Origin of the sequence: Pantoea sp. GM_Pan_4 (assembly GCF_026541005.1) — a bacterium.
GTDB classification, from domain to species: Bacteria; Pseudomonadota; Gammaproteobacteria; order Enterobacterales; family Enterobacteriaceae; genus Pantoea; species Pantoea dispersa.
In genome coordinates this window covers 795,870-818,123 of record NZ_JALNUZ010000001.1, presented here as the reverse complement: position 1 = coordinate 818,123, position 22,254 = coordinate 795,870, and the positions used below count along the sequence as shown (strand labels likewise).

General features: G+C 58.6%; 18 protein-coding genes. 12 read left to right on the top strand and 6 right to left on the bottom strand.

Features of this window, described 5'->3' with window-relative positions; genetic code table 11:
* Nucleotides 1–139: 139 nt before the first annotated feature.
* Nucleotides 140–2,755 carry an aminopeptidase N gene (gene pepN / locus OXR61_RS04040; RefSeq protein WP_021508326.1) on the top strand — a complete coding sequence of 872 codons (2,616 nt, stop codon included), beginning with the start codon at nucleotides 140–142 and terminating at the stop codon, nucleotides 2,753–2,755.
* A gap of 79 nt (nucleotides 2,756–2,834) precedes the next feature.
* Here the strand turns inward: pepN and ssuB are convergent, their stop codons facing one another.
* The 5 genes from ssuB to ssuE are packed head-to-tail and all read right to left on the bottom strand — an operon-like array spanning nucleotide 2,835 to nucleotide 7,103.
* Nucleotides 2,835–3,626, bottom strand: a complete 792-nt coding sequence (ssuB, locus tag OXR61_RS04035; protein ID WP_021508325.1) for an aliphatic sulfonates ABC transporter ATP-binding protein — start codon at nucleotides 3,624–3,626, stop codon at nucleotides 2,835–2,837.
* Entirely contained in the window at nucleotides 3,623–4,414 is a 792-nt protein-coding gene (gene ssuC / locus OXR61_RS04030; protein WP_021508324.1) for an aliphatic sulfonate ABC transporter permease SsuC, read from the bottom strand. The genes ssuB and ssuC overlap by 4 nt, the downstream gene beginning before the upstream one ends.
* 10 nt (nucleotides 4,415–4,424) lie before the next feature.
* Nucleotides 4,425–5,570, bottom strand: coding sequence for an FMNH2-dependent alkanesulfonate monooxygenase (ssuD, locus tag OXR61_RS04025; RefSeq protein ID WP_058775379.1), 1,146 nt, complete (start codon nucleotides 5,568–5,570; stop codon nucleotides 4,425–4,427).
* 11 nt (nucleotides 5,571–5,581) lie between these two features.
* Nucleotides 5,582–6,541: a sulfonate ABC transporter substrate-binding protein gene (locus OXR61_RS04020; RefSeq protein ID WP_021508322.1), complete on the bottom strand. Its 960-nt coding sequence runs from the start codon at nucleotides 6,539–6,541 to the stop codon at nucleotides 5,582–5,584.
* 10 nt (nucleotides 6,542–6,551) lie between these two features.
* A complete protein-coding gene (gene ssuE, locus OXR61_RS04015) occupies nucleotides 6,552–7,103 on the bottom strand; it encodes an NADPH-dependent FMN reductase (RefSeq protein WP_021508321.1) in 552 nt (183 codons plus the stop codon).
* Nucleotides 7,104–7,834: 731 nt separating this feature from the next.
* On the opposite strand from ssuE, the gene OXR61_RS04010 reads away from it, so the two are divergent.
* The 5 genes from OXR61_RS04010 to OXR61_RS03990 all read left to right on the top strand — a co-directional run bounded on the left by OXR61_RS04010 (nucleotide 7,835) and on the right by OXR61_RS03990 (nucleotide 13,074).
* Nucleotides 7,835–8,629, top strand: a complete 795-nt coding sequence (locus OXR61_RS04010) for a hypothetical protein (RefSeq protein WP_031279850.1) — start codon at nucleotides 7,835–7,837, stop codon at nucleotides 8,627–8,629.
* A 102-nt stretch (nucleotides 8,630–8,731) separates the two neighbouring features.
* Nucleotides 8,732–10,249: a lipopolysaccharide biosynthesis protein gene (locus OXR61_RS04005; RefSeq protein ID WP_021508319.1), complete on the top strand. Its 1,518-nt coding sequence runs from the start codon at nucleotides 8,732–8,734 to the stop codon at nucleotides 10,247–10,249.
* Nucleotides 10,246–11,250, top strand: coding sequence for a glycosyltransferase family A protein (locus tag OXR61_RS04000; RefSeq protein ID WP_021508318.1), 1,005 nt, complete (start codon nucleotides 10,246–10,248; stop codon nucleotides 11,248–11,250). Before OXR61_RS04005 ends, OXR61_RS04000 begins: the two co-directional genes overlap by 4 nt.
* Nucleotides 11,251–11,370: 120 nt before the next feature.
* Complete coding sequence (gene pyrD / locus OXR61_RS03995; RefSeq protein WP_021508317.1) at nucleotides 11,371–12,381, top strand: quinone-dependent dihydroorotate dehydrogenase; 1,011 nt, start codon at nucleotides 11,371–11,373, stop codon at nucleotides 12,379–12,381.
* Nucleotides 12,382–12,531: 150 nt separating this feature from the next.
* Nucleotides 12,532–13,074 carry a cell division protein ZapC gene (locus tag OXR61_RS03990; protein WP_021508316.1) on the top strand — a complete coding sequence of 181 codons (543 nt, stop codon included), beginning with the start codon at nucleotides 12,532–12,534 and terminating at the stop codon, nucleotides 13,072–13,074.
* Between the two features lie 3 nt (nucleotides 13,075–13,077).
* Here OXR61_RS03990 and OXR61_RS03985 read toward each other — a convergent pair whose 3' ends face one another.
* On the bottom strand, nucleotides 13,078–14,187 hold the full coding sequence (locus tag OXR61_RS03985; RefSeq protein WP_021508315.1) for a YcbX family protein: 1,110 nt from the start codon (nucleotides 14,185–14,187) through the stop codon (nucleotides 13,078–13,080).
* 96 nt (nucleotides 14,188–14,283) lie between these two features.
* Here OXR61_RS03985 and rlmKL point away from each other — a divergent pair, with 96 nt between their 5' ends.
* The 6 genes from rlmKL to rmf all read left to right on the top strand — a co-directional run bounded on the left by rlmKL (nucleotide 14,284) and on the right by rmf (nucleotide 22,227).
* A complete protein-coding gene (rlmKL, locus tag OXR61_RS03980) occupies nucleotides 14,284–16,401 on the top strand; it encodes a bifunctional 23S rRNA (guanine(2069)-N(7))-methyltransferase RlmK/23S rRNA (guanine(2445)-N(2))-methyltransferase RlmL (RefSeq protein WP_031279849.1) in 2,118 nt (705 codons plus the stop codon).
* A 5-nt stretch (nucleotides 16,402–16,406) separates the two neighbouring features.
* Nucleotides 16,407–18,314 (top strand): ABC transporter ATP-binding protein, encoded by a 1,908-nt coding sequence (locus tag OXR61_RS03975; RefSeq protein WP_021508313.1) that lies wholly within the window; start codon nucleotides 16,407–16,409, stop codon nucleotides 18,312–18,314.
* Nucleotides 18,315–18,330: 16 nt separating this feature from the next.
* Entirely contained in the window at nucleotides 18,331–19,614 is a 1,284-nt protein-coding gene (gene pqiA, locus OXR61_RS03970) for a membrane integrity-associated transporter subunit PqiA (protein WP_021508312.1), read from the top strand.
* The gene (gene pqiB, locus OXR61_RS03965) at nucleotides 19,586–21,229 is read left to right on the top strand and encodes an intermembrane transport protein PqiB (protein WP_021508311.1); all 1,644 of its coding nucleotides are present in this window, start codon (nucleotides 19,586–19,588) and stop codon (nucleotides 21,227–21,229) included. The genes pqiA and pqiB overlap by 29 nt, the downstream gene beginning before the upstream one ends.
* Nucleotides 21,226–21,792: a membrane integrity-associated transporter subunit PqiC gene (gene pqiC / locus OXR61_RS03960; protein WP_021508310.1), complete on the top strand. Its 567-nt coding sequence runs from the start codon at nucleotides 21,226–21,228 to the stop codon at nucleotides 21,790–21,792. The genes pqiB and pqiC overlap by 4 nt, the downstream gene beginning before the upstream one ends.
* A 267-nt stretch (nucleotides 21,793–22,059) precedes the next feature.
* Nucleotides 22,060–22,227 (top strand): ribosome modulation factor, encoded by a 168-nt coding sequence (gene rmf / locus OXR61_RS03955; RefSeq protein ID WP_013508548.1) that lies wholly within the window; start codon nucleotides 22,060–22,062, stop codon nucleotides 22,225–22,227.
* Nucleotides 22,228–22,254: the final 27 nt, after the last annotated feature.

The following is a 22,254-nucleotide window of genomic DNA, read 5'->3' as shown; positions in this document are numbered from 1 at the left end:
GGTGACAGGTCGAGGGTCATTTGTGCCATTGTTAATGAATTGTAGACTTTTGGCGCAACGCACGCATTGTGCGTGGCAACCCGGGCGCAACCCGCTTAGACTCTGAGGGTTGACTATATTAACGATGCGAGAAGGATTTATGACGCAACAGCCGCAAATTAAATATCGCCATGACTACCGGGCGCCGGACTACACCATCACCGATATCGACCTGACGTTTGATCTTGATGCGGCGACCACGCGCGTCACCGCCGTCAGTCAGGTAAAACGCCTTGGCGCGCAGCAGGCTGAACTGCGTCTGGACGGTGAGGCGCTGACGCTGCTGTCGCTGGCGGTGGATGGCAATCCGTGGCCGCACTACCGCGAAGAGCAGGGTGCGCTGATCATCAGCCAGCTGCCGGACAACTTTACCCTGACCATCATTAATGAAATCCATCCGGATAAAAACACCGCGCTGGAAGGGCTGTATAAATCCGGCGAGGCGCTCTGCACCCAGTGTGAAGCCGAAGGCTTCCGGCATATCACCTGGTATCTCGATCGCCCGGACGTGCTGGCGCGCTTCACCACCACCCTGATCGCCGACGCGGCTAGCTATCCGTACCTGCTGTCCAACGGCAACAAACTGGAGAGCGGTCAGCACGAGGATGGGCGTCACTGGGTGAAATGGCAGGATCCGTTCCCGAAACCCTGCTACCTGTTTGCGCTGGTCGCCGGCGATTTCGATGTGCTGCGTGACAGCTTTACCACCCGTTCCGGCCGTAACGTGGCGCTGGAAATTTTTGTCGATCGCGGCAACCTGGACCGCGCGGACTGGGCGATGACCTCGCTCAAAGCCAGCATGAAGTGGGACGAAGAGCGGTTCGGCCTCGAATATGACCTCGATATCTTTATGATCGTCGCGGTGGACTTCTTCAACATGGGCGCGATGGAGAATAAAGGCCTCAACGTCTTCAACTCCAAATATGTGCTGGCTAAAGCGGAAACCGCTACGGACAAAGACTATCTCGGCATTGAAGCCGTGATTGGTCACGAATATTTCCACAACTGGACCGGCAACCGCGTGACCTGCCGCGACTGGTTCCAGCTCAGCCTGAAAGAAGGGCTGACGGTCTTCCGCGATCAGGAGTTCAGCTCCGATCTCGGCTCGCGCGCGGTCAACCGTATTGATAATGTGCGCGTGATGCGCGGCGCGCAGTTTGCCGAGGATGCCAGCCCGATGGCCCATCCGATCCGTCCGGATCAGGTGATTGAAATGAACAACTTCTACACCCTGACGGTGTATGAGAAGGGTTCTGAAGTGATTCGCATGCTGCACACGCTGCTGGGTGAAGAGCAGTTCCAGCAGGGGATGCAGCTCTATTTCGAGCGTCACGATGGCAGCGCCGCCACCTGTGATGATTTCGTGCAGGCGATGGAAGATGCCTCCAATGTCGATTTGTCACAGTTCCGCCGCTGGTACAGTCAGTCGGGCACGCCGGTGCTGACGGTGCGCGATGACTACAATCCGGAACTGGAGCAGTACACGCTGCACGTTACGCAGCACACGCCGCCGACCGCCGATCAGAAAGAGAAGCTGCCGCTGCACATTCCGCTGGATATCGAGCTATATGACGGCGAAGGCAAGGTGATTCCGCTGCAGCACAATGGCCATCCGGTTCATCACGTGCTGAACGTCACCGACGAGTTCCAGACCTTTATTTTCGACAAGGTCTATTTCCAGCCGGTGCCGTCGCTGCTGCGGGAATTCTCCGCACCGGTGAAGCTCGACTATAAATGGAGCGATGCGCAGCTGACTTTCCTGATGCGGCATGCGCGCAACGACTTCTCGCGCTGGGATGCGGCGCAAAGTCTGCTGGCGACCTATATCCGCCTCAACGTCGCGCGCCACCAGCAGGGCCAGCCGCTGTCACTGCCGCTGCACGTCGCGGACGCTTTCCGCGCGGTGCTGCTGGATGAGCAGGGCGATCCGGCGCTGATGGCGCTGATCCTGTCGCTGCCGTCAGAGAATGAGATCGCCGAGCTGTTCGAGGTGATCGATCCGCTGGCGATTGCCGCCGTGCGCGCGGCGCTGGTGCGTACGCTGGCGAATGAGCTGAGCGATGAGTTTTACGCGGTGTATCTTGCTAACCAGAGCAGCGACTACAAAGTGGAGCATGCCGAAATTGGCAAGCGCGCGCTGAAAAATGTCTGCCTGAGCTATCTGGCGTTTGCGGACGCGGAGCAGGCCAGCAAACTGGTGCAGGCGCAGTACGACAAAGCCAGCAACATGACCGACGCGCTGGCCGCGCTGTCTGCCGCCGTGGCGGCGCAGCTGCCGTGCCGCGATGCGCTGCTGGCCGCGTACGACGAGCGCTGGCATCAGGACGGTCTGGTGATGGATAAGTGGTTTATGCTGCAGGCCACCAGCCCGGCGGCTGACGTGCTGAGCAAGGTTCGTAGCTTGCTGACACATCGCTCGTTCACCATGGGTAACCCGAACCGCATCCGTTCACTGATTGGCGCGTTTGCCTCGGCCAACCCGGCAGCCTTCCACGCCAAAGATGGCAGCGGCTACCAGTTCCTGGTGGAAATGCTGACCGATCTCAACCGCCGCAACCCGCAGGTGGCAGCGCGCATGATTGAGCCGCTGATTCGTCTGAAGCGTTATGATGCCGAACGTCAGGCGCTGATGCGTAAGGCGCTGGAGACGCTGAAAGGGCTGGAGAATCTGTCCGGCGATCTGTACGAGAAGATCACCAAAGCGCTGAACGCGTAAGAAAACAATGCGCAATAAATTGCGCCGCTACAAAGAGTTGCAATCCTCTGTAGCGGCGCGATTTATCGCGCGTCCTGAATTAACGCTGCTGCGCGAACTGCAGGGGCTGCTCTGAGGTTCCCCGCTTCATCACCCGATCCAGCACCTCGGCCTCCAGCTCGGCGAGGCGCGCCGATCCTTTGCGGCGCGGACGCGGTAAATCCACCGCCAAATCCAGCCCGATCTGACCCTCTTCAATCAGCAATACGCGATCGGCCATCGCCACCGCTTCGCTGACATCGTGCGTCACCAGCAACACGGTAAAATTATGCTGCTGCCACAGCGACTCAATCAGGCCCTGCATTTCAATGCGCGTCAGCGCATCAAGTGCGCCGAGCGGTTCATCGAGCAGCAGCAGGCCGGGACGATGAATCAGCGCCCGCGCCAGGGCCACCCGCTGTTTCTGTCCGCCGGAGAGCGCTGCCGGCCACTCATGTGCGCGATCGGCCAGACCGACCGCCGCCAGCGCCTCAAGCGCGGCGCTGCGCCACTCGCGGCCTTTCAGACCGAGGCCAACGTTGTCGATCACTTTCTTCCATGGCAACAGACGCGCATCCTGAAACATCAGGCGGGTATCTTCGCGCGCCTCGGCCAGCGGCGCGTTGCCCGCCAGCAGTTCACCGTGCGTGGTGGATTCCAGCCCGGCCAGCAGGCGCAGCAGGGTACTTTTACCGCAGCCGCTGCGGCCGACCACCGCGACAAACTGGCCGGCCGGAATATGTAAATCGATATGATTCAGGATGGTGCGATTGCCATACTGCTTGGTGACGCCATTGACGCCCACCGGGGTACCGCGGTTCAGGCGCGCCGGACTTAGCGTTGCGTTGCTCATGCGTTCTCCTCCTTCAATTGGTAAGCCGGATGCCAGCGCAGCCAGACACGCTCCAGCAGCTGTGCCGTCACGTCGGCCAGTTTGCCCAGCAGGGCATAGAGAATGATGGCGACCACCACCACATCGGTTTGCAGAAACTCACGGGCGTTCATTGCCAGATAGCCAATACCGGAGTTGGCCGAGATGGTTTCGGCCACGATCAGCGTCAGCCACATCAGACCGAGGGCAAAGCGCACGCCAACCATGATTGACGGCAGCGCGCCCGGCAAAATCACCTGAATAAACAGGCTCCAGCCGGAGAGACCATAGCTGCGCGCCATCTCCACCAGGCCGCGGTCAATATTCCGTATGCCGTGATAGGTATTGAGGTAGATAGGGAACAGCGTGCCGAGCGCCACAAGAAAAATTTTGGCTGACTCGTCGATGCCGAACCACAGAATCACCAGCGGGATCAGCGCCAGGTGCGGCACGTTACGCAGCATCTGTACCGAAGTATCCAGCAACCGTTCGCCGGTGCGCGACGTGCCGGTAATCAGCCCGAGAATCAGGCCAATCGAACCGCCAATGGCAAAGCCGATTGCCGCTCGCCAGCCGCTGATGGCGAGGTGTTGCCACAACTCACCGCTGGCCGCGAGATGCCAGAAGGTGATGACAATATTCTCCGGCGAGGGCAGGATGCGCGTCGACAGCCAGCCGGCCTGTGAGGCAATCTGCCACACCACCACCAGCAGCACCGGCAGCGCCCACGGCAGCAGGGCATTGCTCAGCTGTTTCTTGACCTTTGCCATATGCGACTCCTTAACTCTGCGCGACTTTTTGCGGGGTGAAATCATTGGCGACCGCTTCACCGTGCGCCTGCACTACGCGGGGTTGCGGGATTTCCGGCACGGCCAGGTCGAGATGCGGGAACAGCAGCTCGCCCACGCGATAGGCCTCTTCCAGATGCGGATAGCCAGACAGAATGAAGGTCTCGATGCCGAGATCCTGATACTCCTGCATACGCGCCGCGACCGTCGGACCGTCGCCCACCAGTGCAGTCCCGGCACCGCCGCGTACCAGACCGACGCCGGCCCACAGGTTCGGGCTGATCTCCAGCCGATCGCGCCGTCCGCCGTGCAGCGCGGCCATGCGCTGCTGACCGACTGAATCGGTGCGGGCAAAGGCCGCCTGCGCTTTAGCAATGGTGGCATCGTCAAGATGGGCGATGAGCCGGTCTGCCGCCTGCCATGCTTCCTCATTGGTTTCACGCACAATCACGTGCAGACGGATGCCGAAGCGCACCGTGCGCCCCTGCGCCGCCGCTTTGGCGCGCACCTGTTCAATCTTCTCTTTGACCAGCGCGGGCGGTTCGCCCCAGGTCAGATAGACATCCACCTGCTCCGCGGCCAAATCCTGCGCGGCATCCGATGAGCCACCAAACCACAGCGGTGGACGTGGCTGCTGCACCGCTTTAAACATCAATCGTGCACCGCGCACTTTGACGTACTTGCCTTCGTAATCGACCGTTTCGCCTTCACTCACCCGGCGCCAGACGCGGGTAAACTCCGCAGATTCGGCATAACGCTCGCGGTGATCGAGGAAAACGCCGTCGCCCGCCAGCTCTTCCGGATCGCCGCCGGTGACGAGGTTAAACAGCGCGCGTCCGTTGGAGAGACGATCGAGCGTGGCGGCCTGCCGTGCGGCCTGCGTCGGGGAAATCACTCCCGGGCGCAGCGCCACCAGAAAACGCAGGCGCTGCGTCACCGGAATCAGGGATGCGGCCACCAGCCATGCATCTTCACACGACCGGCCGGTGGGGATCAGCACGCCACCAAAACCGAGGCGATCGGCGGCCTGCGCCACCTGTTGCAGATAACCGTGGTCCACCGGGCGCGCGCCTTCGGCGGTACCGAGGTAGTGGCCGTCGCCGTGGGTGGGAAGAAACCAGAATACGGATACGCTCATGATAAATTTCCTTATGGCCGGGCCGGCTGTGGCTGCCAGATGCGATCGGCAATGGTGACTTTGACCGGCATTAAATGGTTGGCATAAAACAGATCGGCAGTTTGCTGTTGGGCCTGCGCCGTGTGGGCGCTGACCGGCGTAATGGTGGTCGGAGGACGATGGTCAAGGTAGCTGGCGATCACCGGCTTCGGCAGGCCCATCGCCTGTGCCAGCAGATCGATACTTTGCTGGCGCTGGCTACGCGTCAGCGCGTCGGCTTCGCTAAAGGTGTGCAGCACCTGCTGCACGAAGTCACCGTGATCGGTAGCAAAGCTGCGCGTGGCGAGATAGAACGAACCGGTCTGATTCAGCTTGCTACCGTCCACCAGCACACGGACGTTGCCCTGCAGCAGCGCAGCGGAATAGTAGGGATCCCAGATCGCCCAGGCGTCAACATCGCCCTGCTGAAACGCGGCGCGCGCATCGGCTGGCGTCAGATAAGTCGGCTGAATATCGTTAAAGCTCAGCCCGGCCTGTTCCAGCGCGCGCAGCAGCAGATTGTGCGAACTGGAGCCTTTCTGGAACGCCACTTTATGGCCTTTCAGTTGCGCCACGCTGTGGATGGGACTGTCCTTCGGCACCAGAATCACTTCAGCCTGCGGCTTAGGTGGCTCCGAGCCGACATACAGCAAATCCGCCCCGGCGGCCTGAGCAAACAGCGGCGGGATATCACCGGTGCTGCCCAGGTCAATGCTGCCCACGTTCAGTGCCTCAAGCATTTGCGGACCGGCCGGAAACTCGATCCACTGAATGTTGGTGGCCGGGAAGCGCTGCTCCAGCAGCCGATGCGATTTGGCCAGCACCATGCTGACCGATCCTTTCTGATAGCCGATACGGAATTGTGCTGGCGCTTCGGCAGCCTGAGCCGCGAGGGTCAGGGCAAACAGCGCGGTAACGGTTGGCAGCAGCCAGCGGGTTAACATCCTTTTCATCGCGGTTCCTTTATACAGCCTGAGCATAGGGTTGATGACGACGGTGCAGCGCCTGCCAGAAGGTTTCCAGCGCCTCATCAATGCGCTCGCTCAGCAGCGCATCCAGCTCAGGCTGGCGGTCGTAATGAGTGATTTGCGTATCACTGGCGAACACGCCGTGCAGAACTTCCTGCGCTTTCAGCGCGTTCAGCACCGGTTTCAGCGCGTAGTCAACGGCCAGCATGTGCGCCACGCTGCCGCCGCTGGCCAGCGGCAACACCACTTTATGTTCCAGCGCCCGCTCTGGCAGCAGGTCGAGCAGGGTTTTCAGCGCGCCAGAGAAAGAGGCTTTATAAATCGGTGTGGCGACGATCAGCCCCTCCGCGAGCGCTAAATCTGCTTTCAGCGCGGTCAGTGCCGGTGAGTCAAAGCGCGCATATAGCAAATCTTCCGGCTGAAAGTTGTGAATATTCCACGGAATCACCTCAACGCCACGCGCTTCCAGCGCCCGCTGGCACACACTCAGCAGCGCCGTAGAACGTGAAGGAAAACGCGGACTCCCCGCCAGCGTAATAACCCGCATGGTCACTCCTTATAACTGAAAGTTATTGATTAGCAATTATTGAGAACTGATGCATTCAATCCTGACAGAGCAGGCGGCGAGGCGTAAATGATTTATCCGGCAATGGATAGCCGTCAGGCGGGAATAGCTCGCTCATATAAAGGAAGGGAAAAGCGCCTCTAAGGTTAATCTGAATTGCACCCGCAGATTGCCGGGTTTTCATTAGCGGCTTCCGTCACGGGCAAGGTGAGAATGATTAAAAGCGCTGTTGCCTGGTTAAATCAGAGGTGTAACCGTCGACACACATCGCCGGGCGCGCCATTGTCGTCAGGCTTAAGAAGAAATAGATGAGGTAATTTAAGGAGTAGCAAACAAACGCTGACGTAAGTTTAAAGCGGGCACCAGGATTTTTCGTAGTGGCTGTTTAGAATGTTCCATTTTAAGCTGGTCTCAAATTAGCGAGTAAGTGTGTCAAAGCGTGGCGTTTTATTAAAATCGCACCGTTTAACGCGTTTCCTGTTACCGATATTACGTATTACTTCAGCACTCTGGCCGGGATTGCTTCAGTTGCGCTTAACAATAAACGGTAAATTATCAGCCAGTCTGGCAAGGGCCAATAGTCATGCCGTCGGCGGGCTGTTTATAATTGATTGAGTTTTCTTACGCTAAAAAAAAGTCACTGCCTTATTTGCGCCTTAATTGGGCGGATTTTTGTCTGGCCATTATTCAGTATTATTTTTAGGGAGAGGAATATGGGAAGGTCTGCTCTGTTAGTGCACCCGGCTGAGCCGGTTGCCGCTCAGCCCGCGCGCGTCGCGGCTGATAACGTTAATCCACTATTGTGTTATCTGCTGCAGCCGGATGCCGCGCACAGCCAGTTTACCGCTGTGCCACAGCCAGCGGCGGAGAGCGTCAGCGACGACGCGTTCTTACTGTTTGCCGCCGACGGCTTTGCGCCCTCTGCTGCACTGTTGCAGGAAGTGGCAACGCTCAGCCATCAGCGCCCGGAGCTCAACTGCATGCTGGTTTCACTGGCACCACGCGCACTGAGCAGCGGCCTGCAGTCGTCGCTGCAGCTGTTCCAGCAGCTGCAGGCGCAGCGCCTGTGGCAGCAGAATAACTATGCGGTCATCCTGCGCGCCGCGCTGGTGAAAAATGCCGCTCCGCTGGTACGCATTCAGGATGTGATGCTGGCCGGCCTGTTAAATACGCAAACGGTATGGCTGCTGGATGCTCGCGCTGAGCATGAGGTCACCACGGTTAATCCGCCACCCAGCTATCAGCAATTTATGACGGAGTATGAAAAGGTCACCCGTTTGTCACACTTTATTCCGGAGCGAAACCGTTATCGCCAGAGTTATTTACGCAGCGGGTTATTACAGCTGGTACAGCAGGAATTAAACGCTGAAACGCAGTTCTCTAATAATGTGCGGCACGCGGTGCGCTACTTTGCCGATCAGTTTTCACCGCAGAGCACAATGGAAAAACTGTTACTGAAACAGCCCGACCTCTATTTCTCACTGATGAAAATGAGAAAAAGCCGCTGAGATAGCGCCAGCGTTAATTTTAAGAATTACTCCCGTGGGCGCTGAGGTATTTTTATGTCACGCTGTTAACACTGAGAAAAATACCCAGACGCCAGAGTTTTTATGTCTATCAAACGTAACGCGATTGCCAACTATGTTGGCCAGATCTATCTGACGCTGTCAGGTATTTTAGTAGTTCCCCTGTATATTCAGCATTTAGGTATGGAAGCTTACGGTCTTGTGGGCTTCTTTTCTATATTGCTGACCTGGCTGCAGCTGCTCGACGCGGGCGTTTCAACCACGCTGATGCGCGAGGCGGCACGCTACCGGGCGAATCAGGCAGAATTTGTCTGGTTTCCGGCGCTGTTTGCCACGCTGACCCGCTTCTTTCTGTTCTCCACCCTGGTGCTGGTGGTGCTCGGCTGGCTGGCGACGCCATGGATCGCCACGCACTGGCTGGATGCGCAGCACTTGCCCGCCAGCGATGTGGTGGTGGCCGTGGCGATCATGGTGATCACCGCCGCGATTCGCTGGCGTACCAGCCCGTATCGCAGCGTGATTGTCGGTTTTGAGCATCAGGTCTGGCTCAACGGCGTGAACCTGATCATTACCACGCTGCGTACTTTTGGCGCGGTACTGGTGATCCAGCTGTTCCCGAATCCGCTGCTGACCTTCTTTATCTGGCAATTGCTGGTGTCGATTGCCGAAGCCGCCTGCTGTATCTGGAAATCCTGTCAGCTGGTGCCCCGCGCAGCGCGCAAAGAGAAGCGCGACGATCTGAAAGGCGTGCTCAAACCCTTTATCCGCTTTGCGCTGAGCGCCGCCTTCTCCAGTGCCGTGTGGACCTTTATTTCGCAGATTGACCGGCTGGTGCTGTCAAAAACCCTGCCACTGAGTGAATACGGCTCGTTCACCGTGGTCGCCACGGCCGCGACCGGTATCCTGCTGCTGAGCAGTCCGATTATGCAGGCGATTGTGCCGCGCATGACCGGCATGAAAACCCGTCAGCAGGGCGATGCCGAATCGCTGAAGCTCTATCGCTATACCACCCAGGCGGTGGCAATTTTTATGGCCCCGCTCAGCATCACCATTGCCTGCTATGCCGGACCGCTACTGTGGGCGTGGACGCAGAAACCGCAAATTGTCGAAGAGATGGCGTTTGTGCTTAGCCTGTATGCGCTCGGCAGCGGCATCCAGGCGATCTGCGGCCTGCTGTATCACCTGCAATACGTTAACGGCAATCTGAAACTGCACATGCAGGGATTCACCTGTTTTGCCGTCGTGCTGGTGCCGCTCAACATCTGGTGTGCCGTCCATTACGGGGCGCTGGGCACCGGCTGGCTGTGGCTGGGGCAGAATATCTTCTATTTAGTTGGCTGGGCGTGGCTGGTGCATCGCCGCTTTGCGCCGGGCATCCATTTCAGCTGGCTGACGCGCGACGTAGCGCTGATTTGGGCGGTGTCGGCGCTGATTGCCTGGCTCAGCACGCTGCTGCCCATCGAGTGGAACCAGAATCGCTGGATCAACCTGCTGTGGCTGGGGCTGATCGGGGCCTTTAACCTTGGCGTGTGCTGTCTGTTACACAGCCTGGTGCTAAAACGCCTGCGCGCGCCGCTTGTTAACGCAGAGGAAAGAGGATGAGCATGACATCACGCCGCACGCCGACGGTTTCGGTAATTATCCCTAACTGGAACTGCGCGCCCTGGCTGCCGGAAACCCTGGGGTCGCTACTTCGCCAGTCATCGCCGCCGGAAGAGATCATCATTATTGATGATGGCTCAAGCGATGACAGCGTGGCCTGGCTGACGGCGTTTGCTGCGCAGCATCCGCAGGTGACGCTGCTGAGTGGTGGACGCGGCGGCGTCAGTGCCGCGCGCATGAAGGGGCTGGCCGCAGCCAGCGGCGATTTCGTCTATTTTATGGATGCCGACGACTTCGTCTCGACAGAACTGTTCGCCGATTTCCGCCGCGTGCAGGCCCGTCACCCGGAAATTGATCTGTTCTGTTTTGGCGCGAAGATGTTTTTCGACCTGCCAGCGCCGCAGCGCCATTATCAGACCATCCATCAGCGCCACGTCAGCGGCCTGCTGCCGGGCGGCAGTGCCACGCTGCGCACGCTGATTCAGCATCAGTCGGCGCATCGGGTGATCTGGAGCAGCATCATCTCGCGTCGCCTGATTGACCAGCTCGATCTGCAGTTTCTGCCGATCCAGAACCATGAAGACGCGCCCTTTATGTTCGCCCTCTACCTGCAAGCGCGCGCGCTGTACTGCACCAGCCAGAGCTACTACTACAAACGCTTTATGCTGAGTTCACTGTCGCAGAGCACGCGCGACTTCTCATGGGTGAAAAATTACTTTATCGCCCGCGCCGGCAGTGAGCAGTTCCTGCAGCAGCAGCAACTGCCGCACGATGAGGCGCTGCTGGACGATTATTACCAGACGGTGATGCACGGCTGCCTGACGCAAATCCGCAAAAATCAGATGACGGTGCCCGCCGAGTGGCAGCCGCAGGTGAATCAGCTGGTGCGTAAAGTGTTACAGCACAACGCGCGACTGAAACTGCTGTGGTATTGCCCGGCGATTTACAGCGGCTTACAGGCCTGCCGCGATCGTCTGGGACGCTATTCCGCCCGACGCTGATACCGATCAAATTGTTGCATCCCAGAGTAATTTACTTTTGCGCCAGAGCACCTTACCATTCTGGCGCACAAATTCCCGTGCACCCGACTTTCACGAAGCTTCCGCCATTCAGGAGAGTGCATGCTATATCCTATCGTCCGGCCGGCGCTGTTTAAGCTCGATCCAGAGCGCGCGCACGAACTCACCTTTCAACAGTTACGCTTCATCAGCGGCACGCCGCTGGAAGGGCTGATTCGTCAGTCGCTGCCGTCACGCCCGGTGACCTGTATGGGGCTGACCTTTCCGAACGCGCTGGGTCTGGCTGCGGGGCTGGATAAGAACGCGGAGTGCATTGATGCCTTTGGCGCCATGGGCTTTGGCTTTGTCGAAGTGGGCACGGTGACGCCGCGCGCGCAGCCGGGCAATGACAAACCCCGCATGTTCCGGCTGGTGGCGGCGGAAGGTATCATCAACCGTATGGGATTTAATAATCTCGGCGTTGATCACCTGGTAGAGAATGTGAAAAAGGCGCGCTTTAAAGGCGTGCTCGGCATCAATATTGGTAAAAATAAAGACACGCCGGTAGAGCAGGGCAAAGACGATTATCTCACCTGCATGGAAAAGGTGTATGCGCACGCCGGTTATATTGCCATCAATATTTCCTCACCGAATACCCCCGGATTACGTTCGCTGCAATATGGCGAAGCGCTGGACGATCTGCTGTCGGCGATTAAATTAAAACAGCGGGCGCTGCAGGAAAGCCATCTGAAATATGTGCCGGTGGCGGTGAAGATCGCGCCGGATCTTTCTGAAGAAGAATTGATCCAGGTTGCCGACAGTTTAGTGCGTCACGAAATAGACGGCGTGATCGCCACCAATACCACGCTCGATCGTTCGCTGGTGAGCGGGCTGAAATATGCCGACGAAGCGGGGGGATTAAGTGGCCGTCCGGTACAGTCGCGCAGCACCGAGGTTATTCGCCGTCTGGCGCAGGAGCTGCAGGGACGTCTGCCTATTATTGGCGTCGGCGGCATTGATTCGCTGGTCGCGGCACGGGAAAAAATGGCGGCTGGCGCAACGCTGGTGCAGATATACTCTGGCTTTATTTATAAAGGTCCGGGTTTAATTAAAGATATCGTGACCCATCTCTAAGACATTTCTCACTTTCCCAGGCCGGGGGGTTTATTTCTCCCTCCGGCTCGTTTATATTTTGTCCTGTTCGTACAATTTTCAGCTTTTTCCTTAAAGCAATATTTTAAATTTCAGCGCCGTTTAGCGCAGCGTAAATCCACAGGGCACCCCATGAAAATCAAACCCGATGACAACTGGCGTTGGTATTTTGACGCAGAGCATGACCGGATGATGCTGGATCTGGCCGATGGAATGTTATTTCGCTCGCGCTTCTCGCGCAAAATGCTGACGCCCGATGCCTTTAATGACAGCGGTTTTTGCGTTGATGACGCTGCGCTTTATTTTACTTTTGAAGAGCGCTGTCGCCAGAGCGGTTTAAAAAGCGATCAGCGCGCCGAGCTGGTGCTGAATGCGCTGGTGGCCAGCCGTTTCCTTAAGCCGCTGATGCCGAAAAGCTGGCACTTCACCAGCCATGCGCACAGCTGGCAGCCCGTCGCGGGCGATATGGTGGCGGTAACGCTGGCCGACAGCGGCGAACAGGCACAGCTGCTGGTGGTCGAAAGCGGCGAGAATGCCGCGCTCTGTCTGCTGGCGCAGAGTACGCTGACGGTGGCGGGCAAAGGGATGCAGCTCGGCGATGCCATCAAGATCATGAACGATCGCCTGCAGCCGCAGTTGCAGGAGAGCAGCGCGCACTTCGCCCGCGCGGTGTAGCGCTTACGCCAGTTCGATATCTCCGTTCGGAATACAGCTGCAGCTGAGAATGGTGCCGTCGCCGCGCACCGCGCTCTGCTTCAGCGCCTTCACGTCACCCGACACCAGCGTCATTTTGCAGCTGCCGCAGATTCCGGCCCGACACGAATAGGGAATGCGAAAGCCCTGCATCTCCAGCTGTTCCAGTAATACCTGCTGATTATCGCCGGCAAACTGCTGACCCTGATAGCCAATGGTCACGGCGGCCGGCGCGCTGCTGGCCGCCTGCAGCGTTTCCACCACCTCACCGGCACCGTAAGCGCGCGGCGTTTGCCGTTCCAGCACTTCAACCGTATCGCCGACGCGCACGATACCGCTGTTAAGCGCAATCAGATTCAGACCGAAATCGATATCACCGCTGCCGTCCTGCGCGCTGCGAAAGCGCTGCAGCGTGGCGAGCGGTTCGCCCTGCGGGTGCTTGCGACCGCTTTCGGTGCCGATGGTGGTAAACACGCAGCGGCTGCACGGCTTCGGCATCTCGAAGGTGATCTCGCCGATCTTAATACGTTTCCAGCTGTCCTCGTCCCAGGCGCTGGCGCCGCTGACGATCAGATTGGGGCGGAACTGCTCCAGCCGCACGCTGGCCGGACAGCGCTGCTGCAGATCCTGCAGCGACGCCATGTTGACCAGCAGGTAAGGGAAACCGTCAGCGAACCCCAGCGGGACCTGATCGAAGCGTTTTACCCGGCGTGACGGCTCAGTGCCAACCCAGCGCAGCTGCACCGGGCGCGGGAAAAAGCCGCTCAGCCATTGGTTGATGGTGTCAGGCGCAATGCGCGCAGTGAACTGGTTTCCCCACACTTCGGTCGGTGCCGGCTGGGCGCTGAAATCGCTGAAGCGGATCAGCGCCTGGCTGCCGTCCGGCGCGGTGATGAATAGCCCGTCGGGCAGCAGGGCGGGCGTGAAACGCACCATCTCCGGAAACTGGCGGGCGGTAATAAAGGTCCCGTCCGCTTCGGTCACCATAAAGATGCGATCGAAGGCCAGACCGCTTTCCAGCACCTGCGCGTGTGACAGCTGCAAACCACGCATCGATTTAACCGGGTGAATATACAGGCGAGACAGGGTAATCATCACAACTCCGTACAGACAAAAAGAAGCTAACTTTATGACATAGGACGCTGATTCGCTATAATGCGCAACAATTTTAGCAAGAGTAAAAGTGACGATATGAATTCTCTGTTTGCCAGTACGGCGCGTGGGCTCGAAGAGCTGTTGAAAACTGAGCTGGACGCGCTGGGTGCGCAGGATTTGCAGGTGGTGCAGGGCGGCGTCCACTTCCGAGCCGACGACCGCGTAATGTACCAAAGCCTGCTGTGGAGCCGTCTGGCTTCACGTATTTTGCTGCCGCTGGGAGAATTCGGCGTCTGGAGCGATCTCGATCTCTACGTCGGCGCGCAAAGCATCCCGTGGAGCGAGCTGTTTGACAGCAACACCACGTTCGCCATCCACTTCAGCGGCACCAATGAGGTGATTCGCAACAGCCAGTTTGGTGCGCTGCGCATCAAAGATGCGATTGTCGATAGCTTTACCCGGCAGAATCTGGAGCGTCCGAGTGTCGATCGCGAGCAGCCGGGCATCCGCATCAACGCGTGGCTGAACAAAGATCGCGTTAGCATCGCGCTGGATCTGAGCGGCACTGCACTGCACCAGCGCGGCTATCGTCAGCAAACCGGCCAGGCACCGCTGAAAGAGAACCTGGCGGCGGCGATTGTGATGCGCTCCGGCTGGCAGAGCGGCACGCCGCTGGTCGATCCGATGTGCGGCTCCGGTACGCTGCTGATTGAAGCGGCGCTGATCGCCTGCGATCGCGCGCCGGGCCTGCTGCGTTCGCACTGGGGCTTCAGCCGCTGGAAACGCCACAACAATGCACTGTGGCAGGAGGTGCGCAGCGACGCGCTGCAGCGTGCGCGCGCCGGCACGGCCGCCACCACGTCTCGCTTCTTTGGCTATGATAATGATGGTCGCGTGCTGGAGTGGGCACGTGCCAACGCACGCCGCGCCGGCGTGTTTGATCTGTTCACCTTCGCGCAGCAGGATGTGCTGCAGCTGAAAAATCCGCTGGCGGGCGAAGCGATGCGCGGTACGGTGCTGAGTAACCCGCCGTACGGTGAGCGTCTGGAGAGCGAGCCGGCGCTGATTGCGCTGCACAGCCAGCTGGGCCGCATCATGAAACAGCAGTTTGGCGGCTGGAATTTGTCGCTGTTCAGCGCCTCACCAGAGCTGCTCAGCTGCATGCAGCTGCGCGCCGATCGCCAGTTTAAAGCGAAAAACGGTCCGCTGGAGTGCGTACAGAAAAACTACCAGCTGGCGGAGAACAGCGCCGAAGGCGGCGCACAGATTGCCGAAGACTTTGCTAACCGCCTGCGTAAGAACAGCAAAAAACTGGACAAGTGGGCGCGCCAGTCGAATATTGACTGCTACCGCCTGTATGACGCCGATCTGCCGGAGTATAACGTGGCGGTCGATCGCTACGCCGACTGGGTGGTGGTTCAGGAGTACGCGCCGCCGAAAACCGTGGATGCGACCAAAGCGCGTCAGCGCCTGTTTGACGTGATCGGTGCCACGCTGAGCGTACTGGAGATACCGGCCAATCGCCTGGTGCTGAAAACCCGCGAACGGCAGAAGGGCAAAAACCAGTACCAGAAGCTGAGCGAGAAGGGCGAATTCTTTGAAGTGCAGGAGTTTAACGCGCGGCTGCTGGTGAACCTGACGGATTATCTCGATACCGGCCTGTTCCTCGACCACCGTATCGCGCGCCAGATGCTGGGCCAGATGAGCCAGGGGAAAGATTTCCTTAACCTGTTCTCCTATACCGGTAGCGCCAGCGTGCATGCCGGGCTGGGCGGCGCCAAATCCACCACCACGGTCGATATGTCGCGCACCTATCTGGAGTGGGCCGAACGTAACCTGCGCCTGAACGGATTAACCGGGCGCCAGCATCGCCTGATGCAGGCGGACTGCCTGAGCTGGCTGCGCGAAAGCGATGAGCAGTTCGATCTGATCTTTATCGATCCGCCGACCTTCTCCAACTCCAAACGCATGGAAGATGACTTCGATGTGCAGCGCGACCACCTGATGCTGCTGCAGAACCTGAAGCGCATGCTGCGTCGCGGCGGCACCATTATGTTCTCCAATAACAAGCGCGGCTTCAAAATGGATCTGGACGGCTTGCAGCGTCTGGGTCTGCAGGCGCAGGAAATTACGCAAAAAACGCTGTCGCAGGACTTTGCGCGCAACCGTCAAATTCACAACTGCTGGCTGGTAAGCCACGCCGGTAAGGAATAAGTTTTATGTCACTGATCAGTATCCATGGCGCTTACCTGTCGTTCAGCGATGCGCCGCTGTTGGATAACACCGAACTGCATATCGAAGAGGGCGAGCGCGTCTGTCTGGTTGGGCGCAACGGCGCCGGTAAATCGACGCTGATGAAAATCATCAATGGCGAACAGCCGCTGGATGACGGCCGCATTATTTATGAGCAGGATTTGGTGGTCGCGCGGCTGCAACAGGACCCGCCACGCAATATCACCGGTTCGGTGTACGACTTCGTTGCCGAAGGCGTGGCCGAACAGGCTGAGCACCTTAAGGCGTATCACGCCATATCGCACCTGGTGATGGAAGATCCGAGCGAGAAAAACCTCAACGAAATGGGGCGACTGCAGACGATTCTCGACCATCACAACCTGTGGCAGCTCGACAGCCGCATCAACGATGTGCTGCAGCAAATCGGGCTGCAGCCGGACACCGAGCTGTCGTCACTCTCCGGTGGCTGGCTGCGTAAAGCCGCGCTGGGCCGTGCGCTGGTCAGCAACCCGCGCGTGCTGATGCTCGACGAACCGACGAACCACCTCGATATTGAAACCATCGACTGGCTGGAAAGCTTCCTGAAAACCTTCAACGGCAGCATCGTGTTTATTTCGCACGACCGCTCGTTTATCCGCAATATGGCGACGCGCATTGTCGACCTCGATCGCGGCAAGCTGGTGTCATGGCCGGGCGATTACGATCAGTTCCTGCTCGGCAAAGAGGAAGCGCTGCGCGTTGAGGAAATGCAAAACGCCGAATTCGACCGCAAGCTGGCGCAGGAAGAAGTGTGGATTCGCCAGGGCATTAAAGCGCGCCGTACCCGTAACGAAGGCCGCGTGCGCGCGCTGAAAGCGCTGCGTCGTGAACGCTCCGAACGGCGTGACGTGATGGGCAAAGCCAATATGCAGGTCGGTGAAGCGGCGCGTTCCGGCAAAATCGTCTTTGAGCTGGAAAACGTGGATTACGGCGTTGACGGCAAAACGCTGGTGAAGGATTTCTCCACCCAGGTGCAGCGCGGCGACAAAATCGCCCTGATTGGCCCGAACGGCTGCGGTAAAACCACGCTGCTGCGCCTGATGCTCGGCCAGCTGAAGGCGGATGCCGGTCGCGTGCACTGCGGCACCAAACTGGAAATCGCCTACTTCGATCAGCACCGCGCGGAGCTCGATCCGGATAAAACCGTGATGGACAACCTGGCGGAAGGCAAACAGGAAGTGATGGTCAACGGCAAGCCGCGCCACGTGCTCGGCTATCTGCAGGACTTCCTGTTCCACCCGAAACGCGCCATGACGCCGGTGCGTGCGCTGTCCGGCGGCGAGCGTAACCGTCTGCTGCTGGCGCGTCTGTTCCTCAAGCCCAGCAACCTGCTGATCCTTGACGAACCGACCAACGACCTCGACGTCGAAACGCTCGAGCTGCTGGAAGAGCTGGTGGATGGCTATCAGGGCACCGTGCTGCTGGTGAGCCACGATCGTCAGTTTGTGGATAACACCGTGACCGAATGCTGGATCTTTGAAGGCAACGGCGAGATCGGTACCTTCGTCGGTGGCTACCATGATGCGCAGCAGCAGCGCGCCGCCTACAAACAGACCAAAGCCGCACCGGTCAAAAGCGCAGCGGCTAAACCGGCAGAAAAAGCCGACGCCCCCAAACGCAGCGCAGGCAAGCTAAGCTATAACCTGACGCGTGAACTGGAACAGCTGCCGCAAAAGCTGGAGCAGCTGGAGACCCGTATCGGTGAGCTGCAGGCGCAGATGAGTCATCCGGACTTCTTCAGCCAGCCGCACGACAAAACGCAGCCGGTGCTGGATGCGCTGGCGCAGGCGGAGCAGGAGCTGGAAACCACCTTTGAACGGTGGGAAGAGCTGGAAGCGCTGAAAAACGGCGCATAACGCAGAGGGAGTCAGCATGTGTGCCACGCATCAGACGCAGCACTGGATGCTCTGTCCGCAGTGTGATTTAACCGTAAAACTGCCCGCCGTACCGGTGGGCAGCCGTGCGCGCTGTCCGCGCTGTCACACCACGCTGGTGGCTAACTGGCACGAACCGCGTAAACGTCCCACCGGCTATGCGCTGGCGGCGCTGTTTATGCTGCTGCTGGCCAATCTGTTTCCGTTTATCAGCATGCATGTGGCCGGTCTCAGCAGCCAGATCTCGCTGATGGCTATCCCGCAGGTGATGGATCGCGAGGATTATCGCAGCCTCGCCACGCTGTTCCTGCTGTTTGTGCAGGGCATTCCGGCTTTCTGCATGATCGCCATTCTGCTGCTGGTGAATCCGGTGCGCCTGCCGCACAGCCTGCGACTCGGGCTGGCACGCATTCTGTTTCAATTGCGCAGCTGGGGTATGGCCGAAATTTTCATGGCCGGTGTGCTGGTCAGCTTCGTCAAACTGATGGCCTACGGTGAAATTGGCCTTGGCAGCAGTTTCTGGCCGTGGTGCCTGTTTTGTCTGCTGCAGCTGCGCGCGTTTCAGTGCGTCGATCGCCGCTGGGTCTGGCAGCGCATCGATCCGCTGCCGCCGCTGGCGCAAACGCCGCAGGCGGGCATCAGCGGACTGAAGCAGGGGTTGCGCAGCTGTCCGTGCTGCACCGCGATTCTGCCGGCTGCTGAGAAAACCTGTCCGCGCTGCGGCGTGAGCGCTGCGCCGCGCAGGCAGCACAGCCTGCAGTGGACGCTGGCGCTGCTGATCACCTCGGTGATGCTGTATATCCCGTCGAATATTATGCCGATCATGGTGACCGAAACGCTCGGCTCGCAGTATCCGTCCAACATTATGGCCGGCGTGATTTTGCTGTGGAGCGATGGCTCCTGGCCGGTCGCGCTGGTGATTTTTATCGCCAGTATTATGGTGCCTTCGCTGAAGATGGTGGCGATTGGCTGGCTGTGCTGGCACGCCAGCGGCCGCGGCCGGCGCGACAGCGAGAAGATGCACCTGATTTATGAGGTGGTGGAGTTTGTTGGCCGCTGGTCAATGATTGATGTGTTTGTGATCGCTGTGCTTTCTGCGCTGGTGCGCATGGGCCAGCTGATGAGTGTTTACCCTGCGCCAGGCGCGCTATTGTTTGCGCTGGTGGTGATCCTGACTATGTTCGCCGCCATGACCTTTGATCCGCGCCTGATTTGGGATCGCCTACAGGAAACTGAACGTAAGGAGCCGCGTCTTGACGGACAACCAACACGGCATTGCTAACGTCGACCAGATTAAACGCTGGTCGCCGGTGTGGATCGTACCTATCGTCACGCTGTTAATCGGCGGATGGATTCTGTTTTATCACTTCAGCCATCAGGGACCGCAGGTCACGCTGATCACCGAAAACGCCGAAGGCATTGTTGCCGGTAAAACCACCATTAAAAGCCGCAGCGTCGACGTGGGCACCGTCGAAAGCGCGGTGCTGACGGACGATCTGCACCATGTGGAGATCACCGCGCGCCTGAATGCCGGCATGGAAAAACTGCTGCATAAAGACAGCGTGTTTTGGGTGGTGAAGCCGCAGATTGGCCGGGAAGGGGTGACGGGCCTCGGTACGCTGCTCTCCGGCGCCTACATTGAACTGCAGCCGGGCGCCAAAGGGGATAAGCCAGAGCATTATCAGCTGCTCGACGCGCCGCCGCTGGCACCGCCGGATGCCAAAGGTATTCGCGTCATCCTCGACAGCAAAAAAGCCGGCCAGCTTAATCCGGGCGATCCGGTGCTGTTCCGCGGCTATCGCGTCGGCACGGTGGAAACCAGCACCTTTGATACCGACAAGCGCATGATGACCTATCAGCTGTTCATCGCCGCGCCTTACGATCGGCTGATTACCACTAATGTGCGCTTCTGGAAAGACAGCGGCATTGCGGTGGATATGTCCGCTTCCGGTATGCGCGTCGAAATGGGCTCGCTGACGACACTGTTCAGCGGTGGCGTGAGCTTTGACGTGCCGGACGGCTGGGAACTCGGCGAGCTGGCCAAAAACCAGGACGACTACCATCTGTATGATGACCAGCGCAGCATTCAGGATTCGCTGTACACCAAACACACTGATTTCCTGATGTTCTTCAGCGACTCGATTCGTGGTCTGCAGGTTGGTGCGCCAGTCGAGTTCCGCGGCATTCGTCTCGGTACTGTGGCTCAGGTGCCTTACATGATCCCGGGCGTGAATCAGGCGCTGAACACCGATTACCGCGTGCCGGTACTGATCCGCATCGAGCCGGACCGCTTTATCAGCCGTCTGGGGGGCGACTTCAATCTTGAACAGCATCTGCAGGATGGTAAGAAACGCGGCCTGCGCGCCACGCTGAAAACCGGCAACCTGCTGTCCGGTGCGCTGTTTGTCGATCTCGACTTCTATGACAATGCACCGGCTTACAAAGGACCGAACGAAGTGGCGGGGCTGGAAGTGATTCCGACCGTGAGCGGCGGCCTGAGCCAGATTCAGCAGAAACTGATGGCGGCGCTGGATAAGATCAACGCGCTGCCGCTCAACCCGATGATCAACCAGGCCACCGGCACGCTGAAAGAGAGCCAGCGCACCCTGCAGCAGCTGCAGAAAACGCTGGATAACCTCAATCAGATCACCGCCAACCCGGCGATGAAAACGCTGCCGGCCGATATGCAGCAAACCCTGCGCGAGCTTAATCGCAGCATGAAGGGGCTGCAGCCGGGATCGCCAGCCTATAACAAACTGGTGGGCGATATGCAGCGCCTTGACCAGGTGCTGCGCGAATTGCAGCCGGTGCTGAAAACGCTCAACAGCAAGAGCAACGCGCTGGTATTTGAAGCCAAACCGGGTCAGGATCCGCAGCCAAAGAGGGCGAAACAGTGAAAAAAGGGCTGATTATCGGTGCTGTGCTGCTGCTGGCGGGCTGCAGCAGCACCATCGACACCACTTATTACCAGCTGCCTGCGGGCAGCAATATGGCGCGCGTCAGCAGTGACGCCTCCGCCAGCCAGCCGATGATTTGGGTTGAACAGGTGAGCGTGCCGGATTATCTCGCCGGCAACGGACTGGTTTATCAAACCAGCGACGTGAAGTACGTGATTGCCGCCAATAATCTGTGGGCCAGTCCGCTCGACCAGCAGCTGCAGCAGACACTGGTGAGTAACCTCGGCCAGGCGTTGCCCGGCCGGCTGGTGGCCAGTCAGCCGCTGGGTGACACGCACGATACGCTCAGCGTGCACGTCACCGGCTTCCATGGTCGCTATGACGGCAAGGTGGTAGTAAGCGGTGAATGGCTGTTACAACATCAAGGCCGGCTTATCAAACATGGCTTTAATCTGACGCTGCCGCAGACCGAAGATGGCTACGATGCGCTGGTGCGCACGCTGGCGCTCGGCTGGCAGCAAACGGCACAGCAGATCGCTAACAGCGTGGTGACGCTAAATTAGGATTTGTTCGATGCTTATGCTAAGTCCCTGATTTGCCGTTATGTGACGGCGCGCAAATCAGGGACTTTTTTATTGCGGAATCAGCCAGATATGGCGGCGGCACTGAGGGATTTGTGTCGATTTCACGGCAAATTGATGACATTGGCGTGAATATTGCGCATTGACCTTTCACCCACCACAGGTTAGAACATTACTGTGGTTGAACATTAATTCACCACTCTTTCTTTCCACCAGATTCCACCAGACCTGAAATGAGGGAAACGAGGTATGAAGAGACAGAAGAGAGACCGCCTGGAACGAGCACATTCACGAGGCTATCAGGCAGGCATTACTGGCCGCTCAAAAGAGATATGCCCTTATCAAATGATCGATGCCCGGTCTCACTGGTTGGGAGGTTGGCGACAAGCCATGGAGGACAGGTCGGCGGTGGCTTAGGCACTGTCGGATGTCTGTAAACAGGAA

Coding starts and splice junctions, on each gene's coding strand:
- ssuE (WP_021508321.1), bottom strand. CDS start 7,103: ATGCGGGTTATTACGCTGGCGGGGAGTCCGCGTTTTCCTTCACGTTCT.
- rlmKL (WP_031279849.1), top strand. CDS start 14,284: ATGAATTCTCTGTTTGCCAGTACGGCGCGTGGGCTCGAAGAGCTGTTG.
- rmf (WP_013508548.1), top strand. CDS start 22,060: ATGAAGAGACAGAAGAGAGACCGCCTGGAACGAGCACATTCACGAGGC.
- OXR61_RS03975 (WP_021508313.1), top strand. CDS start 16,407: ATGTCACTGATCAGTATCCATGGCGCTTACCTGTCGTTCAGCGATGCG.
- OXR61_RS03985 (WP_021508315.1), bottom strand. CDS start 14,187: ATGATTACCCTGTCTCGCCTGTATATTCACCCGGTTAAATCGATGCGT.
- ssuB (WP_021508325.1), bottom strand. CDS start 3,626: ATGAGCAACGCAACGCTAAGTCCGGCGCGCCTGAACCGCGGTACCCCG.
- OXR61_RS03990 (WP_021508316.1), top strand. CDS start 12,532: ATGAAAATCAAACCCGATGACAACTGGCGTTGGTATTTTGACGCAGAG.
- ssuD (WP_058775379.1), bottom strand. CDS start 5,570: ATGAGCGTATCCGTATTCTGGTTTCTTCCCACCCACGGCGACGGCCAC.
- ssuC (WP_021508324.1), bottom strand. CDS start 4,414: ATGGCAAAGGTCAAGAAACAGCTGAGCAATGCCCTGCTGCCGTGGGCG.
- pepN (WP_021508326.1), top strand. CDS start 140: ATGACGCAACAGCCGCAAATTAAATATCGCCATGACTACCGGGCGCCG.
- pqiA (WP_021508312.1), top strand. CDS start 18,331: ATGTGTGCCACGCATCAGACGCAGCACTGGATGCTCTGTCCGCAGTGT.
- OXR61_RS04020 (WP_021508322.1), bottom strand. CDS start 6,541: ATGAAAAGGATGTTAACCCGCTGGCTGCTGCCAACCGTTACCGCGCTG.
- pyrD (WP_021508317.1), top strand. CDS start 11,371: ATGCTATATCCTATCGTCCGGCCGGCGCTGTTTAAGCTCGATCCAGAG.
- OXR61_RS04010 (WP_031279850.1), top strand. CDS start 7,835: ATGGGAAGGTCTGCTCTGTTAGTGCACCCGGCTGAGCCGGTTGCCGCT.
- OXR61_RS04005 (WP_021508319.1), top strand. CDS start 8,732: ATGTCTATCAAACGTAACGCGATTGCCAACTATGTTGGCCAGATCTAT.
- OXR61_RS04000 (WP_021508318.1), top strand. CDS start 10,246: ATGAGCATGACATCACGCCGCACGCCGACGGTTTCGGTAATTATCCCT.